At 44.9% G+C, this 17,397-nt stretch carries 18 protein-coding genes; 8 read left to right on the top strand and 10 right to left on the bottom strand.

Translation table 11 applies throughout. From position 1 onward, the window contains the following. Nucleotides 1-2: 2 nt before the first annotated feature. From XZ46_RS07600 to XZ46_RS07580, 4 genes are all read right to left on the bottom strand, one after another. The gene (locus tag XZ46_RS07600; RefSeq protein ID WP_008049426.1) at nucleotides 3-1,745 is read right to left on the bottom strand and encodes a trypsin-like peptidase domain-containing protein; all 1,743 of its coding nucleotides are present in this window, start codon (nucleotides 1,743-1,745) and stop codon (nucleotides 3-5) included. A gap of 61 nt (nucleotides 1,746-1,806) precedes the next feature. Beyond that, nucleotides 1,807-2,118 (bottom strand): DUF3181 family protein, encoded by a 312-nt coding sequence (locus tag XZ46_RS07595; RefSeq protein ID WP_006620674.1) that lies wholly within the window; start codon nucleotides 2,116-2,118, stop codon nucleotides 1,807-1,809. A gap of 290 nt (nucleotides 2,119-2,408) precedes the next feature. Further along, entirely contained in the window at nucleotides 2,409-2,663 is a 255-nt protein-coding gene (locus XZ46_RS07585) for a 2TM domain-containing protein (RefSeq protein ID WP_006620676.1), read from the bottom strand. Between the two features lie 148 nt (nucleotides 2,664-2,811). Continuing rightward, nucleotides 2,812-3,699, bottom strand: coding sequence for a YihY/virulence factor BrkB family protein (locus XZ46_RS07580; protein WP_006620677.1), 888 nt, complete (start codon nucleotides 3,697-3,699; stop codon nucleotides 2,812-2,814). 108 nt (nucleotides 3,700-3,807) lie between these two features. Between XZ46_RS07580 and XZ46_RS07575 the strand changes: the two genes are divergently transcribed. Further along, nucleotides 3,808-4,956, top strand: coding sequence for a HetZ-related protein 2 (locus XZ46_RS07575; protein ID WP_006620678.1), 1,149 nt, complete (start codon nucleotides 3,808-3,810; stop codon nucleotides 4,954-4,956). A gap of 2 nt (nucleotides 4,957-4,958) precedes the next feature. Here the strand turns inward: XZ46_RS07575 and XZ46_RS07570 are convergent, their stop codons facing one another. Beyond that, nucleotides 4,959-5,984 (bottom strand): DUF2891 domain-containing protein, encoded by a 1,026-nt coding sequence (locus XZ46_RS07570; protein WP_008049420.1) that lies wholly within the window; start codon nucleotides 5,982-5,984, stop codon nucleotides 4,959-4,961. Between the two features lie 39 nt (nucleotides 5,985-6,023). Continuing rightward, nucleotides 6,024-6,617, bottom strand: coding sequence for a T9SS type A sorting domain-containing protein (locus XZ46_RS07565; RefSeq protein ID WP_008049419.1), 594 nt, complete (start codon nucleotides 6,615-6,617; stop codon nucleotides 6,024-6,026). A gap of 663 nt (nucleotides 6,618-7,280) precedes the next feature. Here XZ46_RS07565 and XZ46_RS37195 point away from each other — a divergent pair. The 4 genes from XZ46_RS37195 (at nucleotide 7,281) to XZ46_RS07550 (ending at nucleotide 10,199) form a co-directional block, all read left to right on the top strand. After that, complete coding sequence (locus tag XZ46_RS37195; RefSeq protein ID WP_008049417.1) at nucleotides 7,281-7,871, top strand: metal ABC transporter solute-binding protein, Zn/Mn family; 591 nt, start codon at nucleotides 7,281-7,283, stop codon at nucleotides 7,869-7,871. Next, entirely contained in the window at nucleotides 7,862-8,440 is a 579-nt protein-coding gene (locus tag XZ46_RS37190; protein ID WP_322786900.1) for a metal ABC transporter solute-binding protein, Zn/Mn family, read from the top strand. Before XZ46_RS37195 ends, XZ46_RS37190 begins: the two co-directional genes overlap by 10 nt. Nucleotides 8,441-8,517: 77 nt before the next feature. Further along, nucleotides 8,518-9,309, top strand: a complete 792-nt coding sequence (locus XZ46_RS07555; protein WP_048894994.1) for a metal ABC transporter ATP-binding protein — start codon at nucleotides 8,518-8,520, stop codon at nucleotides 9,307-9,309. 50 nt (nucleotides 9,310-9,359) lie between these two features. Then, a complete protein-coding gene (locus XZ46_RS07550) occupies nucleotides 9,360-10,199 on the top strand; it encodes a metal ABC transporter permease (RefSeq protein WP_008049409.1) in 840 nt (279 codons plus the stop codon). A gap of 29 nt (nucleotides 10,200-10,228) precedes the next feature. Here the strand turns inward: XZ46_RS07550 and XZ46_RS07545 are convergent, their stop codons facing one another. The 4 genes from XZ46_RS07545 to XZ46_RS07530 form a co-directional block, all read right to left on the bottom strand. Then, on the bottom strand, nucleotides 10,229-11,653 hold the full coding sequence (locus XZ46_RS07545; RefSeq protein ID WP_008049408.1) for a dihydrolipoyl dehydrogenase family protein: 1,425 nt from the start codon (nucleotides 11,651-11,653) through the stop codon (nucleotides 10,229-10,231). Between the two features lie 118 nt (nucleotides 11,654-11,771). After that, nucleotides 11,772-12,242, bottom strand: coding sequence for an ABA4-like family protein (locus XZ46_RS07540; protein WP_006670130.1), 471 nt, complete (start codon nucleotides 12,240-12,242; stop codon nucleotides 11,772-11,774). 102 nt (nucleotides 12,243-12,344) lie between these two features. Further along, nucleotides 12,345-13,637: a bifunctional cobalt-precorrin-7 (C(5))-methyltransferase/cobalt-precorrin-6B (C(15))-methyltransferase gene (locus XZ46_RS07535; RefSeq protein WP_008049407.1), complete on the bottom strand. Its 1,293-nt coding sequence runs from the start codon at nucleotides 13,635-13,637 to the stop codon at nucleotides 12,345-12,347. Between the two features lie 209 nt (nucleotides 13,638-13,846). Further along, on the bottom strand, nucleotides 13,847-14,629 hold the full coding sequence (locus tag XZ46_RS07530; protein WP_008049406.1) for a DUF1868 domain-containing protein: 783 nt from the start codon (nucleotides 14,627-14,629) through the stop codon (nucleotides 13,847-13,849). A 34-nt stretch (nucleotides 14,630-14,663) separates the two neighbouring features. Between XZ46_RS07530 and holA the strand changes: the two genes are divergently transcribed. The 3 genes from holA (at nucleotide 14,664) to XZ46_RS07515 (ending at nucleotide 17,389) form a co-directional block, all read left to right on the top strand. Further along, entirely contained in the window at nucleotides 14,664-15,647 is a 984-nt protein-coding gene (gene holA, locus XZ46_RS07525; RefSeq protein ID WP_008049405.1) for a DNA polymerase III subunit delta, read from the top strand. 187 nt (nucleotides 15,648-15,834) lie between these two features. After that, nucleotides 15,835-16,887 (top strand): hypothetical protein, encoded by a 1,053-nt coding sequence (locus XZ46_RS07520; protein ID WP_006670134.1) that lies wholly within the window; start codon nucleotides 15,835-15,837, stop codon nucleotides 16,885-16,887. 25 nt (nucleotides 16,888-16,912) lie between these two features. Next, entirely contained in the window at nucleotides 16,913-17,389 is a 477-nt protein-coding gene (locus XZ46_RS07515) for a J domain-containing protein (RefSeq protein WP_006620692.1), read from the top strand. Nucleotides 17,390-17,397 lie beyond the last annotated feature (8 nt).

Genomic DNA, 17,397 nt, shown 5'->3' with positions numbered 1-17,397 from the left:
GATTAGGGACGCTTCCAGACTTTCACTTCTCCATCCCAGTCCCCACTGAGAATCATGGTTTGATCAGAGCTGATAGCAATAGCGGTCACATAACCGGTATGACCTCCTAGGTTGGCTTCTATGGTGCCGCTGGTGAGATTCCAGACTTTCACGGTTTTATCCCAACTCCCACTGACCAGAGTTTGGTTATTAGAAGCGATCGCCACTGACCAAACCCCGTCTCTATGTCCGCTGAGACGGCGGATCGGTTGTCCGTTGTCTAGTTTCCAGATGGTAATAGTCCCATCAGCACTACCAGAGGCGAGGATTTCTCCATTGGGACTGATCGCTAAAGATAAAACTGAGAGTTCGTGACCTTCTAGGGTCCGCTTTAGCGCTCCTGTTTCTAAGTTCCACAGCCGGATAGTACGATCGCGGCTACCTGTGGCTAAGGTTTTACCATCGGGACTAATGGCGATCGCTCCCACCAGTTGGGAATGTCCCTCTAGGGTCTGTTGTAGGGAACCAGTTGCCAGATCCCATAATTTAACGCTACCGTCCCAGCCTCCACTGGCTAGGGTTTTGCCGTCGGAACTAATGGCGATCGCTAATATGGCGCTATTATGTCCGGTTATGGTTTGTACAGGAGAAAAGCTACCTGTTTGTAAACCCGCCGCCAGATCCCAAATTCTAATTATCCCATCTTCTCCGGCGGTGATTAGTTGCTGACCATTAGGAGTGACTAACACCCTGGTAGCTTCCCTATTATGGGCGGAAAAGGACTGTCTTAATCCCCCCGTGGCTAAATTCCAGATGTCAACTGTGCCATTGCTATTGCCACTAATTCCCAGGGAGTCTGTAGTGGCGATCGCCATTATTTGTCCTGATGTTTGTTTAAACCGGGATGCCATGGCAAATCCTCCCTCAGCGGCTCCTGGTGCGCCATTCGCACCCCCTGTAACCGGCAAAGTGGGGGGACTAACTACTGTGGGTATATCCTCTCTAGCGACCGGCTGAGGCGGTGTGGGGATAGATGGCAATGTTGCTGTTTTCCGCCACTGCCAAAATCGATTAATTTCAATAGCTGCGGCTGCAATGGTATCCGGGTTTAGCCCAAATTGAACAATACCATTAATGCCAATCAGATTACCGCGAGAGTCTAAAACCGGACCGCCACTCATACCACTGCGGACTAGATTGGTATATACTAGGCTGTAACCCTGTTGGCGATTTTGGCGGTGGGTAACTTGTCCTTGGCTACTGAAAAAAAGCCTTTGTCCTAAACTACTACCGGATCTCGGCCATCCTGCTACATGGACGGTATCTCCTACATTGACGCTCTCAGGGTTCGCCATGGTTGCTATCTGATAGCGTTGGGAACTACTGAAGGGGACGATCGCTAAGTCTAGTCCGGGTATCCGTTGAATTAGGCTATAGTAGACTGAGTGGCGACGACCGTCTGCGGTGATGATTTCATAGTCCCCAATTCGGTTGACGACGTGCCAGTTGGTTAGCACATAGTAGGTGTGATCCTGTTTTTCGACAATTACCCCAGAACCACCTTTGGGACCTTCAATGCGGACGGTGATTTCGGCGGCGATCGCATTAACTTCTGTGGCTGTTAGTTCATCAGTATTAGCACTAATTAGGGTAATTCCCTCTGTGGCGATCGCTACCCCTAACCAGGGAACAACTACCCCAATCATACCTAAACTTGAGGCAGTCAGACCAATTAATAATAATTGCCAATTTCTAGTCTTAGTCATCTGACAAACCTATATATAGCAGACCAGGCGCGTTTGACCTACTGACGCACCTAGTCGCAATTTACATATCTTTTTTGAACTCTTCCAACAGCTTCATTAAATCGGTAATTACCCGGCTGGGAATTAGATCCGCTAGGGAAAGGGTTGTTTTACCACCCCCCAACTTCACGGGGGTATCTTTCAGAATGTTAATGACTGTTTCTTCCTCTAAGTCGGCGGCTTCTTCTAATATGGGATAGAGTTTTTCCGCAACTGGGGTGTGTAAATTGGCATCACCTAGGTATAAATTCCATTTGGTAATATCCATATAAACGTTTTCGCCAATTTCGGCGGCGAGTTTTTCGATCGCTTGGGTATTGCCAGAATTAGACATTTAGAAAACTCCGGTGATTTGCAAAAAAAGCTGATTTGCCTAGTGTTGGGTTTCACCCAACCTACTCTGTTGGGTTTCACCCAACCTACTCTGTTGGGTTTCACCCAACCTACTCTGTTGGGTTTCACCCAACCTACTCTGTTGGGTTTCACCCAACCTACTCTGTTGGGTTTCACCCAACCTACTCCTACACCCAACCTACTCTGTTGGGTTTCACCCAACCTACTCCTACACCCAACCTACTCCTACACCCAACCTACAATTAATTATTAATTATTAATTATTAATTATTAATTGTTAATGCGGGCGGAAGTATAGTCGGCAATGGCAAAAATATAGACCATGTGCGCTAATAATATTAATGCCCAAATGCCTGTTACCCAAACCGCCCAAGACCATGAGGCTTGAGATAGGTTGTGAAAAAACCACAGTCCTGAGTTGCAGGCGGCGAAAATGGCTACATGGACGGCGAAATTCATGCGATCGTCTAAACGACGGTAGTCGGGATCTTGGCGATCGGGTTCACGGGGCCAACGGGGAGGCATGGAGTTTACATCCTTAGCATTTGCATTTACCTATTGTAGAGGAAAATGGCTGTTTTGACATTTAATTATGGTACATTCCCCCCCTCTGACTCTGGGAGAGTGCTGGGGAAAGGGGAAAACACGGCGGTTTGATGGCTTTTGGGGACTGCTAGGGACGGTAATTTTTAGTCATAACGGCGTTGGAACTAGGGCGAATTTGGGAACCATATCGCCTTGACCATATTTTAGTGAGTTCTGCCCCTAATAGAAAGATTTGACAAGAATAGAAGATCCACAGCAGAAGGACGACGAAGGAACTGGCGGCACCGTAAGCAGAAGCTACAGTAGCACGTCCTAAATAGAAACTAATTAAGGTGCGACCGATAATAAATAAAATCGCGGTAATACCTGAACCAACGGCTACGTCTGACCAGGCAATTTTGACATCTGGTAAAATTCGATATATTTGACCAAATAAGATGGTGATTAAAATAAAAGAAACGCCATTATCTATGAGCGATCGCAATAGGCTGGGAATGGATACTACCTTATCTAACCAGTCACTCATTCCCGCCAAAAATGAGCTAATTCCTAGGGACATTAGCAGCAATAACCCGACAATTAACACCATGATGACTGAGAGGATTCGGCTGCGGATAAATTCCCAGATTCCTTGCCCGGGTCTGACTTCAACGTGCCAAATTATATTGAGGGATTCTTTTAATTGAGCAAATATTGTGGTAGCCGCAAATAGGAGAGTCACTACACCAATGATGGTGGTGATTATGCTAGAACTAGGCTGAAATTGAGATTGGATAGCATTGGCAATGACTGAGGCTCCTTGTTCACCCATCAAAGTTTCTAGTTGCTCAATAACTTCTTTTTGGGCTACGGCTTCCCCGACAATGGAACCAGCTACAGCAATGACAATCATTAACAAAGGGGCTAGGGAAAATACCATATAATAGGCTAAGGCGGCGGCGAGAATGGGAACTTTGTCTTTTTGCCATTCGGTGATGGTTTCTTTTAACAAACTTTTGACAGTAGCTAGATTCACGGCTAATACCCTATTTGATGAATCAACAAAAACTCCACTAACCTGGAATCAGATGGTATTCATTATCTGTTAATGGTAGCATAGGTGTTTGGTTGGCTTTGGTGAAAGTTGTTGAGATACTGTCAAACTTTGGAAAAGCATTGGCTTTCCCGCTTACAGAATGATTATCCTCAAGCTAGTCCTGATACTTGGTCTAGTGTGGTGGTTTGGCTGTTGGGAGAAAATCCCGATCGCTGGGATAGTTTAGAACCCGATCGCCGTCCTGCCTTGGAAGCTGGGTTAAATTTTCGTTATCGGATTCTGAAAGAACGTTATTGGGGGGTTTCCTCAGATCAAGCCTATCGGAATTTGATGCAACGTTTGGGGGGTTTGGTGATCCTGCGTCAGAAAATTCAAACTTGGGTCGCTACCAGTCGCGATCGCCAACGTCAGGTGGTGGATGTCCTACAAGAGATCATCCAAAATATGTTGGATCGCGATCGCTATCTTAAACAGCAAATTCAGTGGATCGCTGAATGTACAGACGATCCGCGACTGCGTAATAGTTTGTTATTGACCACAGTTGAGGAATATTGTCTGCGTCCCATTCGCAATCAACCCCTACTGGTTTATCGGTTTGTTAACTATCTTTATCGGTCTCACCGGGGGGGACTGACTCAGGTTCCGACAGGAGAGTGGGTTAAACAAGTCTCTGAGGAAATTGTGTTGGGAGATCACGATGAACCGATCAGCCTATTGGATGATTCGGCGATCGCTCAATATCAGGAGTCTCAGTATTTGGAGGAACAAAAAGCCCAGCGGGTATTCATCCAAAAAGAGTTTCAAACCTATCTCCGGGAAAATGTCGATCCGATCGCCGCTCAATGGCTAGAATTATACCTGCGGGGCTACACTCAAGAGGCGATCGCCGAAAAGTTGCAGCTACCCATCAAACAGGTATATCGAATGCGGGAAAAGGTCGGTTATCATGCGATCCGCAACTTTGCTGTCAAAATCGCCCCAGAATTGGTTATGGACTGGCTGGGAATTTCCCTGGCTAACCATCGCCTCGGTCTGACTCCCTCTCAGTGGGAAAAGTTTTATCAGGATTTGACCCCTACTCAACGTCGCCTTATTGATCTCCTCAAAGCTAATAATTCTATTGATGCGATCGCCAAAACCCTCAAAACCAAAGTTTCCCGGATATACAGTGAATGGTCAAAAATTTACCTCGCCGCCCAGGTTATTCGCAATAGCGACAACCCCCCCACAGCCTAAATTTATCTTAACCCCCTTTGGGTTAATAAATAAACCGCAAAACTCCCCAACCAATGACTTCCGGCGTAATCACACAGAGAAACCGGTTTTAACCCTACTCGACGATGTACCGCCGCCACGGCTTGTAAACTGTTAATGCGTCGATCATCGGGGGGAAGTCCCGCGATAATTCCCTCTAACATCCAAGCGCGACTTAGGTTGAGACCATCAAAATGGGATTGTTGATAGTCGGTGGGGTTGCTGGGAATTACTGGAGATAACCAGTCTATTTCCGGGGTTTCTGGGATGTTTGGGAGAAATTCCCCCAGCCAATTGGCGAAGTTTTCAGCATCTAAAAAACGCCTCATTAAATCGGCTTCCGCTAGGGTCGGAGACAGGAAATCACAGCCGAGAGGTTCAATGTGTAAGGGATAGTTGCGATCGCCATGATAAAACATCTTAGCTCGTTCTTTCAGTAAACCAGCCAGATCCTGATTATCGGTAGTTTTAGACCAATCCCAGATTAAACCCATAGCAAAGGCGGTTTGAATATGGGTCCCACTGCGGTTAGGAAAGGCTAAATCTAACAGCCATTGTCGCAGGTTATTAACTGCTACTTCTTCTAAGGGTTGCAGTATTTCCCCCCACTGTTTTCCCTGGCTATCATTCCATCCTCGCAATTCGGCGGTTAATTGTAATAACCACGCCAAACCATAGGGACACTCAAACTCTGGTCTATCTTTCAGATAGTCGGCTTCTTGAGCGATCGCTTCTGGGGTCAAGTTTTGGCTGACTTTTTCCCTGGCTTCTTCCCTAAATTCCACTCCCGGAAAACAACGCATCACCCGCACTAACAGCCAATGATTATGAACTGCAGAATGCCAGTCCAAACAACCATAAAAGGCTGGGTTGAGTTGACGATGAGGAACTAAATCAGTTTCCTCTGATAAACCATAGAAATGTACATGGGGATATTCCCTATTGATACACCCTAAAGCACATCTCACAAAAGGAGCGATCGCTGTGGGATTAACCTGGTCAGTTTTCACGAATCTTTATCAAGTCTTAGCAGTGAACATTCCGGGGATTTAACCAGTCGGTATATATTCCCGACACTTGATAGGTAAATTGGGATGACCTCTGGCTAAAGCCAATAAGCGATCGCTCCTAAATATACATCTCCTAAAATTCCCCAAGTTGGTCATATTTTGGGCATTCAATAACTGCCAAATTCTCCCTTTTATCCTCATCCCTAAACTCGCCAAAATAGCCGTTTTGGGGGATTGGCGACTTGGTTTTAGCGGTCTATCGCCGGGTCGCCGCCTTGAAGGGTTAATAATAATTGTTTCCGTCGCTGCCAGGTCGCGTTCCTGTTGTAGAGTTAATTGATAGGTAGTATTTCCATCGGCTGCCGCTATTTCTAGCACATAAACACCAGCCGGTAAATTAAAGGCGATCGCCGACCCTTCATTCGGCTGCACTAATTGGCGACTTACCAGGCGACCCCTAGCCGTTTTTAGTCGCAATTCCACCCCAGCACTAAAGCCCTCCACAGAACAATTTAACCGTCCCTTCACCGGATGATTAAAGGTATAGATGTCTATGGCATCTTTCCCCATAAACCCCACATAAACGGCATGATCAGCTAAATTTCCCAGTGCAAAAGTGATGGCAGCAGCCATAATTATAGCCCCAAGTTTTCGGTTAAACTTCTTATGGCATTATACCACAGTTTACACATTATATAGCATTCCACACCAAATTAATTATTTCTGTTGATCTACCGCAGCTTAATCGTCCCCCAGACCCCAGCCTGAGATTTTTAATCATTTTTCAAGTCTTGTCGCCGTCACTTGGTGCTAAAATTGTCTACAATGATAATCATTCTCACCCAGGGCAGCCAACTCACCCATATCAGAAGCGATTATTCCCGTGGAGTCAGCACCCCCGACTGAAGCACGGGGGCTTCGTGCCCCCCTTTCAGGTAGCTGACCAGCTTAAGCCTTAACTGGCTCCGTTCAGAGCAAGAGTTAAAGTTCCTACCCTGGAATGCGTGCTAGTTCCAGGCTCATGAACCGAATCGTTAAACATCTCTAAGGGGTTAAGGACGTGCGATTTGGATAGTACCGACTCTGAACATTGGCGAAGCAAACATTACCCCGCAAGGGAGTCGGAGCCAACCATAGCTCCATGGAGGGGCAACCATACCCCTCCACCCCGCAAGGGGGTGCTGGCGGCGGTCAGCCGCTTGAGTAGGTTTTCCTCTCCGTGATCAATCACGGAGCTTCCAACCCTCCCAGGAGTTTTACGTGAAAAGCATGATCACCAGTTAGCAGGAGGTTTTGATGATTTCCAGATCTCGATTATTCGGACGTTTAACAGTATTGGTGGCTTCAACAGTCGCCCTAGGTTTAGGAGGTTGTGGTCCGACAGATACCACTGGCGAGACAGAAACACCAGAGACTCAAGCTACAACTGTAGCCACAGAAGCACAGTTGCAGGTGGTGACCACATTCTTACCCATGACACAGTTTACCAGAGCTGTGGTAGGCGATCGCGCCACAGTAGTGCAATTAATGCCGACCAATGTGGGACCCCATGATTTTCAGGCTAGACCAGGAGATATACAGGCGATCGTCAACGCTGATGTCTTGGTGAAAAACGGCTTGGAAATGGAGTTTTTCCTAGATAGTTTGATTGAGAATGCCCGCAATGATAACCTAGTAATTATTGACTCTAGTCAAGGCATCCCTACCGTTGCTAATGAAGATCATGATCATGATCACGGTCATGGTCACGGTCACGGACATGATCACGGTCACGGTCACGGTCACGGTCACGGTCACGGTCATGATCACGTCACGGTCACGGTCATGATCACGGTCACGGACATCATCACCACCATCATGGAGAATTTAACCCCCATATTTGGCTAGATCCTAAACGCGCAATTCAGCAAGTCGAAAATATTCGAGATGGGTTAATAGCCACTGATCCAGAAGGGGCCGAAAAATACACAGCCAATGCGGCTGCATTCATCGAAAAACTGCGAGAACTTGATGCTGAGATTACCCAAAAACTAGCGCCTTTTGCTGGACAAACTTTTGTAGTCTTCCATGATTTTGCCCCCTACTTTGCCGAAAGGTATAACCTCATATCTCAATCTTTTGTGGGTATCCCGGAACAAAATCCATCCCCCCAAGATGTACAAAGAGTTATGAATACAGTTGCCGAATCAGGACTACAAACTATCCTGACTGAACCCCAAGTAGATCAGGATATGTTTTCTACGATCGCCCGAGATATGGGAATTCGTGTCGGTGTCTTTAACCCTATGGAAACTGGCGGACCTGAAGCGATCGAACCTGAATATTATCTGCGTGTCATGCGGCAAAATGCTCAAAATGTATTAGATGCTCTCGGCGGACAAACACAGTCATGGCTACCTTTATCAACGCCTAAATCTGTGGCGGTTATTCCCCAACCAGTTGGCTTACGCTTCTAGGTTAAACCCTCTGAGATTGCCGGGTTATTTAGCCCGGTAATTAATCATTAATTGTGCTAAATTTAAGGAGATTAAAATTGAACAATCCCGTGTTAATAGTAGATAAACTAACTGTTTATCATGAGACATATTTGGCTGTTGACCAGGTTTCTTTTAGCTTAGAAGAAGGAACCGATATGGCAATTATTGGACCCAATGGGGCTGGGAAAAGTACATTAATTCAGTCTATTTTAGGCATTTTACCCCGCCAAAATGGTGATGTATTTATCCTAGGACAGCCTTTGAGTCGCTCAGGATATTTGCCTAATTATGTCCGCCGGGAAATTGCCTATTTACCTCAAAATTTTATGTTCGATCGCCGCATTCCTATCACTGTTCAGGAATTAGTCGGTTTGGGATGGGATAAATTAGGTTTACAACTGCCTTGGGTGGGTTCCAGAAGCCGTTATCAGGCTATTAGACAAGCCTTAATTAAGGTGGATGCTTGGAACCTACGCCATCACTTGATTGGTGGTCTTTCCGGTGGTGAAATGAAGCGAGTTTTATTAGCTTATTGTGTGGTGCGTCCCCGCCGCTTATTGATACTTGATGAGGCTTTGGCTGGTTTAGATGTTCAGGGAGAGTTGGATTTTTACCAATTATTATATCAACTCAAAAAAGAAGAAGGTTGGGCAATTTTGCAGATTTCCCACGACCTAGATCAGGTGAAAAAACACTGCGATCGCGTACTGTGTTTAAATCGCATGGTATTGTCAGAAGGAACCCCGGAAACTATCCTTTCTCCCGAAAATATAGCGATCGCTTATGGTTCTCAATTACGATTAATCCATACCAATAATCATCATATAAACAATCAAATCACGGGTTAATTATTACCCGGTAACATGGAAATCTGATCTAATTATAAGGAGATTAACCCTTGAATATTCCAGCCGACTTAATGCGTATGATTGAGCTTTTTCAACTGCCTTTTATGCAGCGAGCTATCATGGGTGGCATTCTGACTGGGTTGATGGGGGGAATGTTAGGCAGTTTCACCATTTTAAGACAGCTTTCTTTTTTTAGTGATGCCCTCGGACATTCCGCATTATTAGGCATTAGTATTAGCCTGTTATTAAGGCTTGATCCGTCTTGGGTGATTCTACCTTTTGCCGTATTATTTGCCCTCGGTGTTACCTATTTTATGGAACGTACCCAACTCTGGACTGATGCTTTATTAAATATAATTTACTCTTCATCTCTGGCTATTGGTATTATTATCCTGAGTTTTAGAGACGATTACCGAGGGGGAATTAATAATATTTTATTTGGCGATATTTTGGGGATTCGCGAATCGGATTTAATCTTGTCTGGTTTGTTACTATTAATCTGCATTGCATTTATTGCCCTCACTTTGCGATCGCAGATGTTACTAACCTTAAATGAACCTTTAGCCATTGCGCGCGGCGTGGCTGTCACACCCCATCGCACTGTCTTTATAGTCTTATTATCCCTACTGGTGGGAATATCCATCAGGGCGATCGGTGTATTGCTAATTAGTGCTTTTGTGGTAATTCCCGCCTGTGCGGCTAGGTTACTAACCCGCAATTTTATCAGTTACATTATCGTATCATCGGCTTTAGGTGGATTTAGTGCGGTTTTAGGTATGATGTTATCAGCCTTATTAAACTTGCCCTCCGGTCCCAGTATTGTCACCATGCAGTTAGCCATTTTTCTGCTGGCTATTCTCATTCCCAATCTGAAACTGTTAGTATCCTAATATCTGCCAGAAATCCCAGAGAAGGTCTGTTAATGTAGCGATCGCCGCCAGTCAAAAAACCTGTTTAATAAACTTTGCTGCCATTTACTTTCAGCAAATTTCCGCTTTTTCAACAATAAAGCAGCCTTGCTATTTACCTCCGAAAGAGTCGGGTAAACGTGAATACCTGTTAACGCCGAAACCTTCAAATTATTAGCCATTGCCAAAACTACCTCATGGATTAATTCCCCCGCCACTGGTCCGACAAGATGAGCCCCAAGAATCTCCCCATTTCCGCGCACAATAATTTTCCCAAAACCCCCCGTTTCTCCCTCAGCTTGGGCGCGATCCACATCAGAAAACTGTTGTCTAAGAATATAAACATCATCCCCATAAGCAGCCTTCGCCTGTGCTTCTGTCAACCCCACCCGCGCCAATTCTGGGTCAGTAAATGTCGCCCAAGGAATTACGCGATAATTTACCTTACTTACTGGGAAAAACAGGGCATTAGTCAACACCACAACGGCTTCATAACCCGCCACATGGGTAAACTGATAACCCCCAATTACATCCCCACAGGCATAAATTCGGGAATTGGTAGTTTGTAGCTTTTCATTGACCTTAATTCCCCCAGGTTCTACGGCTACTCCCGCCGCCTCTAAATTGAGGGATTCCACATTAGGCGATCGCCCTGAAGCCAGCAAAATTTCATCAACAATAACCGTATTATTCCCGGCTTTAATCAGTTTTTTACCCTGGGCAATTTCCACAGTTTCCGCCCGTGATTTCGGCAAAATGCGGATTCCTTCAGCCTGAAATTGCTGTTCAACTACCCTAGCCGCTTCCGGTTCTTCTTTCGGTAAAATATGATCGCGACTGGAAATAATTGTCACCTCCGAACCCAACCGAGAAACAGCCTGTCCTAACTCACAACCAATAGGACCCGCCCCAATGATAGCGAGAGATTTCGGGCATTTTTCCAAGGAAAATACCTGTTCATTAGTGAGAAAACCAGCCTCTGTTAAACCTGGTATATTGGGAATAGCGGCACGGGAACCGGTAGCAATAACAAACGCTCTAGCTGTTAATTTTTTCCCATTGACTGCAAAAGTTTTGGCATCAATAAATTGACCATCCCCAAAAATTACCTCAACCCCTAATCCTTGAAAACGTTGTGGGGAGTCATGGGGTTCTATATTTTTAATTACTTGTTGAACATGAGCGATCGCTTCGGCAAAATTAATGGTTGGCGAGGTTGTATGTATGCCAAATTTAGCGGCATTTTTGACTTGATAAGCCCGGCGAGAAGCATGAATCAAAGACTTGCTAGGAACACAACCAAACCAGAGACAATCACCCCCTAAGCGATCGCGTTCCACTAGGGCGACCTTAGCCTTTAATTGTGCGGCAGCACTAGCCACAACCAAACCCCCGGAACCCCCACCAATGACGATAATATCATAATCCACAGCCATAATTTTTCCCCTAATTAAATCACATGAATTTGCTACCTCCAGAATATGATAAACTCATTAATCTGAAGGTAGCCGGAAACTTAACTGAGTAATAACTGAAAATTACCCCAACTTCTGATTAACTCACAGATGGATCGGTGGTAGTTTCTGACCCGCCACCCGCGAAAAATTGGCGAGTTACAGCAGCAGTAATAATGTGGGAAAGTAAACCCATTGGACCCGCAAATAAACATAAAATCAGAGAATGAATTGTCCAAACTCCGGTTTTTTGTCCTTCCCAATATATCCAACGTCCCACAAACAGATCTAAGATTAAAAAGTGAACCCACCCGGCGGCTGCGATCGTTTCATCTCCGAAAAACTTAGCGATATCTGCTAATTGGGGGTTGGATAAAGCCGCCGCACTTTCCGGGTTTATGCTACCCGCAAACAGATACAAATATGTTAACGCCAACAGGATAAAGGGAATATATGATTCCATCACTTTTCTGGTAACTCCCCAATTGGGAACAAACACCATTAGACCCCAAAAAGGCAGTACAAATATGTTGGCGACATTAAAAATTTGGTCAACTGGTAAATTTAACATGGCTGACTTGTGAACAGTATTAATTAACTATAACAAATTTTGGGCAGTTTGTTAATCATGGGGCTAAACTTCGATGATTTGTCTAAGCTGAATTGGTCGAGTTTAACTAAATAAGCTGTGATTATAAATGGTTAAAATGGTCACAGGATTTACAGAAACAAATCTGGTTAAACTCCCCAGAGAAAATGAACGGGAAAGCTGTACTTGTAACAGATGATAATTCCAGTGTTTTTCCCTGGTAATTTTGTCTTTAACCCACTGTAATGCTAAATTGATATGTTCTAAAGTTCTCAAAACTACTACTATCCTACCTCCCGGAGAAAGTCGAATGCTACAGATTCCTAAAATCTCCGGTAAATTGTTGTCGGGAATGCCCATAAAAATGCGATCGGGCGTTCTCAAATGATGTAATATAGAGGGAGCTTCCCCATTAATTGATATCACATTGTTTATCTGAAATCTGCGGCAATTTTGTTCAATTAAACAGGTTCCCGATGCCGTTTTTTCGATGGCGTAAATGGTGGACTGGGGAAATAATCTCGCTATTTCTACTGAGAGACAACCCGGACTGGCTTGCATATCCCAAACTACTTGATTTGGCTGTAACCCTAGTTCCCCTAATGCTAAGATACGCAGTTCCCGTGGCGTGATTAATTCGGGTTGATTGCTATTGCCGAAAAATAGGTGATCTGGTATTCCTAAACTGGGAAGATTGGCTAAATCAACCTGGTCGATAATCGCTGGTAAATCGGGTAATAATATCACCAAGTTTAAGGGTGAAAATTGATAGTTATTTATCCGGTCTACCGGGTAGGGTTGTACTCGCTCATTTTCGCCCCCCAAATTTTCGGCAACCCAGAATTGATAAACTTTCGCTAAATCTAGGGATAAGATTAATTGAGCGATCGCTTGAGGGGGATAATCTACACTTGTCAAAATGCCTATCTTTTTAACCCCCTCTTTTAAAGCCTGAGTTAAGCTATCTATTGACCGACTATCAACCCTAATGATTCTCGCATCTTCCCAAGGAATTTGCAGACGGTTAAAAGCTAACTGAATTGGACTAATATGGGGATAAAAAATTAACTGATCTGCTGGAAAGTGAGCGGCTAATAATCCCCCCACATCAAAAAATAACGGATCGCCAGATACTAAAAATATCACCTCCGGGTTAGTCTGATAATTCCTTTCCCAATTGGTTAGCCATTGTTTCAGTTCGGACAGTGTTTCGACCATATCGGTTAACAGCAATTTCGGAATAGTCTCATAGCTGCTTAAATAACCCAAATTTCGAGAGTTACCCACTAACAGATTACCCCGTTTAACCACCCGGCGAACGGAGTCGGAAAGTCCCGCCAATCCATCTAAATTAATGCCAATAATATGTATCGTCAACTATCTACTTTAGGTAAATTGTCAATATTCACAATTAATCAATTAACAGCCATTTTTGGTCAATAATTAGCCAGATTTTACTACTTTAAACAATATCCTGATATTGTCGCGTTCAATTATGATTGGATATGTTCAGTGCGTCAGCAGCACAATTAACTCTAATTGAGAGCATCTTAAAAAACTGCATCTGACGCACCCAAAAAAAAGCCTTAAAAAACAAATCGCGGCCAGTGAGGTTCTCGGCGATAAGCCATCATGTCTTCAAATTTCCTAAAATCGGCTTTTTTTATCAGTATTTCTTGGGGATTATCGAGCCATTGATGGTTTAACTCAAAAATTTGTTGGCTCAAAGTTTCTCGGTCTAAATCATTAGGGATAGAGCCAAAATATCCCAAAGTAACATGAGCCACCAAGTGATATTGCTGCTCAATTCCCAAAGCCATTAAACTACGATTCTGATAAATAGACCTTCGGAATTGAATCAACAAATTATAAGCCTCCTCATCCCTAGGAACCAAACAAACAACGATCGCCCTAGTCATCACCATCAAACCCAAAACCTGCCATTGAAAAGGCTGGGAGATTTTCTGAGATTCAAAAATAGTAAAAGATTCGGCGATCGCCTCTTGAACTTTACTTTCAAAATCGGGTATTTGCTGAGAAGCATCTCGATACAAATCATCCCAAATCAAATCAGCCAAAGTAAAATGGAGGCTATCTGGGGGAATCTTCACAAAAAAATCAGGGTCTAAAATTCGTGCCAGTTGCTGTTGACAATCGGTCAAATTTTGATAAAAATCGGCATTATCAACATCTTCCCCAGCCGGAGGCGTAATCACACTGTAACCAGGAAAAGGAACCGGCTTCCTCTGACCTTGAGCATCAAGGGTAAATTTAGGGGATTCCTGGATATGTTCCAGTTGTGATAGGTAAGCCGGCCCTAAAGTCATCCTGGCGACCCGATTGACATAGGTTTGATAGTTATCGTCCAAGTCTGTTTTCCTCGTTATTCAAAGACAATTTGTTATGCCAATTTACCTGTACTGGGGGGACGACGACTTCTCCCTGAGCAAAGCAGTGGACACCTTGCGGGAATCTGTCGTTGATCCCAATTGGTCTAGTTTCAATTTTGACAAAATTCTGCCCGATACACCAGATTCAGTCATTTCTGGACTAAATCAAGCTATGACTCCACCATTCGGGTTGGGACATCGTTTAGTATGGCTAGTTAACACACCCCTGACTCAGCATTGTTCTCCAGAAATTCTACAGGAGTTAGAGCGAACCTTACCGGCTATTCCCGAAACCACCACCCTATTATTTAGCAGTCCCAATAAACCTGATGGCCGCCTCAAATCCACGAAACTCCTACAAAAATATGCCAAAGTTCAGGAATTTTCGGCAATACCCCCCTGGAAAACTGACCAATTGGAACAGCGAGTCCGAGAAGTAGCCCAACAACTGGGGGTTAAACTCAAAGCAGAATCAGTGGCTTTTGTAGCCGAAGCGGTGGGAAATGATACCCGCCAACTTTATGGCGAAATGGAAAAACTTAAACTATATGCTGAGACGACAGACGGTTCCCTAGACATCAAAACTATTACTCCCCTAATTCACAGCAATACCCAGAATAGTCTAAAACTGGCGATCGCCATTAGAGAAGGCAAAACTAGCCAAGCCCTAGGGTTAGTTGCCGATTTAATCGCCCACAACGAACCCGCCCTCAAAATCCTAGCTACCCTAGTAGGACAATTCCGCACCTGGCTATGGGTCAAATTGATGATCGAAACCGGAACCAGAGATGATAAAGAAATCGCCCGCCTCGCGGAAGTGGGGAACCCCAAGCGGATATACTTTCTGAAAAAAGAAGTGCAGCCCCTTTCGTTACAGCAACTTCAACAAACCTTACCGAAACTGCTGCAATTGGAAATTAGCCTTAAACGTGGCGCAGATGAACAGTCAACGCTACAAACACAGATCATCGAACTTTGTCGCTTATTTCACCGCTGATGTATGATAGATTATCATTTGAGTGGCACAGTTCGCCGTTTCAGTCTGGGTCTGGTATCTTTACGCCCCTGTAATATCGGGTGTAAGGGCAGCTTAAAAGCCCTGGAGCCTGGCTCCCCCGTTTCTGAATCTGTGTCACGTCCGAGGTATCACTGAAAATTCCCCAAGGTTCTCGTGAGGGTTAGCCATGCCAAACCAAAGCCAACTGGAACTAGCCAAGCAGGGCGATCCCCAGGCGATTGCCAATGTGATTAACAATTCCCTAAAAGCTAAAAACATTAATGCCGATGTCTGTCGGGAAGATAACTCCCTACACATCATGCTAGAAGGGGATGCGGTTCCTAACAATCAACAATCATTGGTGACATTTGTTCGCAATGGGATGACTAAGTTAGATGTCCCCTCTATCTATACTGTGAAAATCTATGGACGACAATTGGGGGATGATCCCGCTTGGGAAGAAGAGATCGTTTTGAAGGAGCCACCACCGAAGGCGATCGACCCGGAAGATGATATGATTCCCCCTGATGTAGGTGATATTGAGGACGATTTCAGCGAACAAGATACCCTCCTCGATCAGGATGATCATATTGATGATTATGTTGTCGATGATGATGACATTGACCCCGACTACATAGATGATGACCAAGATATTGATGATGATGACCAGGGTGGCTACATTCCAGAAGAAGATGATGATCCTGATGATGATGATGATGATGATGATGAGGACAAAACCCAAGAAGTACAACCTTCTCATCCGAAAAGTAATAAAGTCCTGTTACTGATTCCGATCGTATTATTGGTGGCGATCGCTGCTTTAGCTGGATTGCATTTTGCTGGTATCTTCTCTCTACCTTTCCTCCCTGGTGGTAGTTCAGAAATGACCACCGACCCGGACCCCGCCGACACTGCGGAACCGACGGACCCAGAAACTCCCCAAACGGCGGAACCGACAGACCCAGAAACTCCCCAAACGGCAGAACCCGCCGCCCCCCCCACGGTCCCGACGGACCCTTGGCGTGACGGCATTAATGCGGCAATGAATGCGGCGACCCTAGCCCAGACCGCCCAATCTCAAGCTGAATGGAATGCGGTAGCCAGTGAGTGGCAAAAAGCCAGTGAACTCATGAGCCAGGTTCCACAGGACAGCGAAAACTATCAGGCTGCTCAAGAGAGGGTTGGCCAGTATGCTGAGAATCAGCGTATAGCGCAACAACGTGCGACCACTGCGCCCTAGGGAAGATATGATATGAGGTATAGCCGTGACTAATAAACAAGCCAGATCACAGAAACCATGGCCGGGCAGTATCAAACCCACCTATTATACGCTGTTGGGCTTGCATCCCTCGGCATCATCCATGGAAATTCGGCGGGCTTACCGAGAGCTGAGTAAACGTTATCATCCAGATACAACAGATTTATCAGAAGATTGTGCTAAGGCTAAATTCCAAGAGTTGAATGAGGCGTATAGCATTCTGAGTAATCCCGATCGCCGTCAAATCTATGATCAAACTATTAGTACAACGCGGGTGATCACTCCCCCCACTGAGATTAATTATCGGCACCATTCGAGACCATCAAAATCGAGGCATTCCAGCGCGACGGAAGCGATCGCCGCCGAAAATCGGCCTTTATCTCCCGGAGAACTATTTGCTCTGTTAATGATGGCAGTCAGTTTGATAAGCTGTTTAGGATTAGCAATAGCGATCGCCATGTTTCGTTCAGATATAACCCTTTAAGCGAGAAA

The sequence above is a fragment of the Limnospira indica PCC 8005 genome, from assembly GCF_000973065.1.
Classification (GTDB): domain Bacteria; phylum Cyanobacteriota; class Cyanobacteriia; order Cyanobacteriales; family Microcoleaceae; genus Limnospira; species Limnospira fusiformis.
Note: the sequence above shows the minus strand (reverse complement) of the source record. Positions and strands in the feature narration are given on the sequence as shown.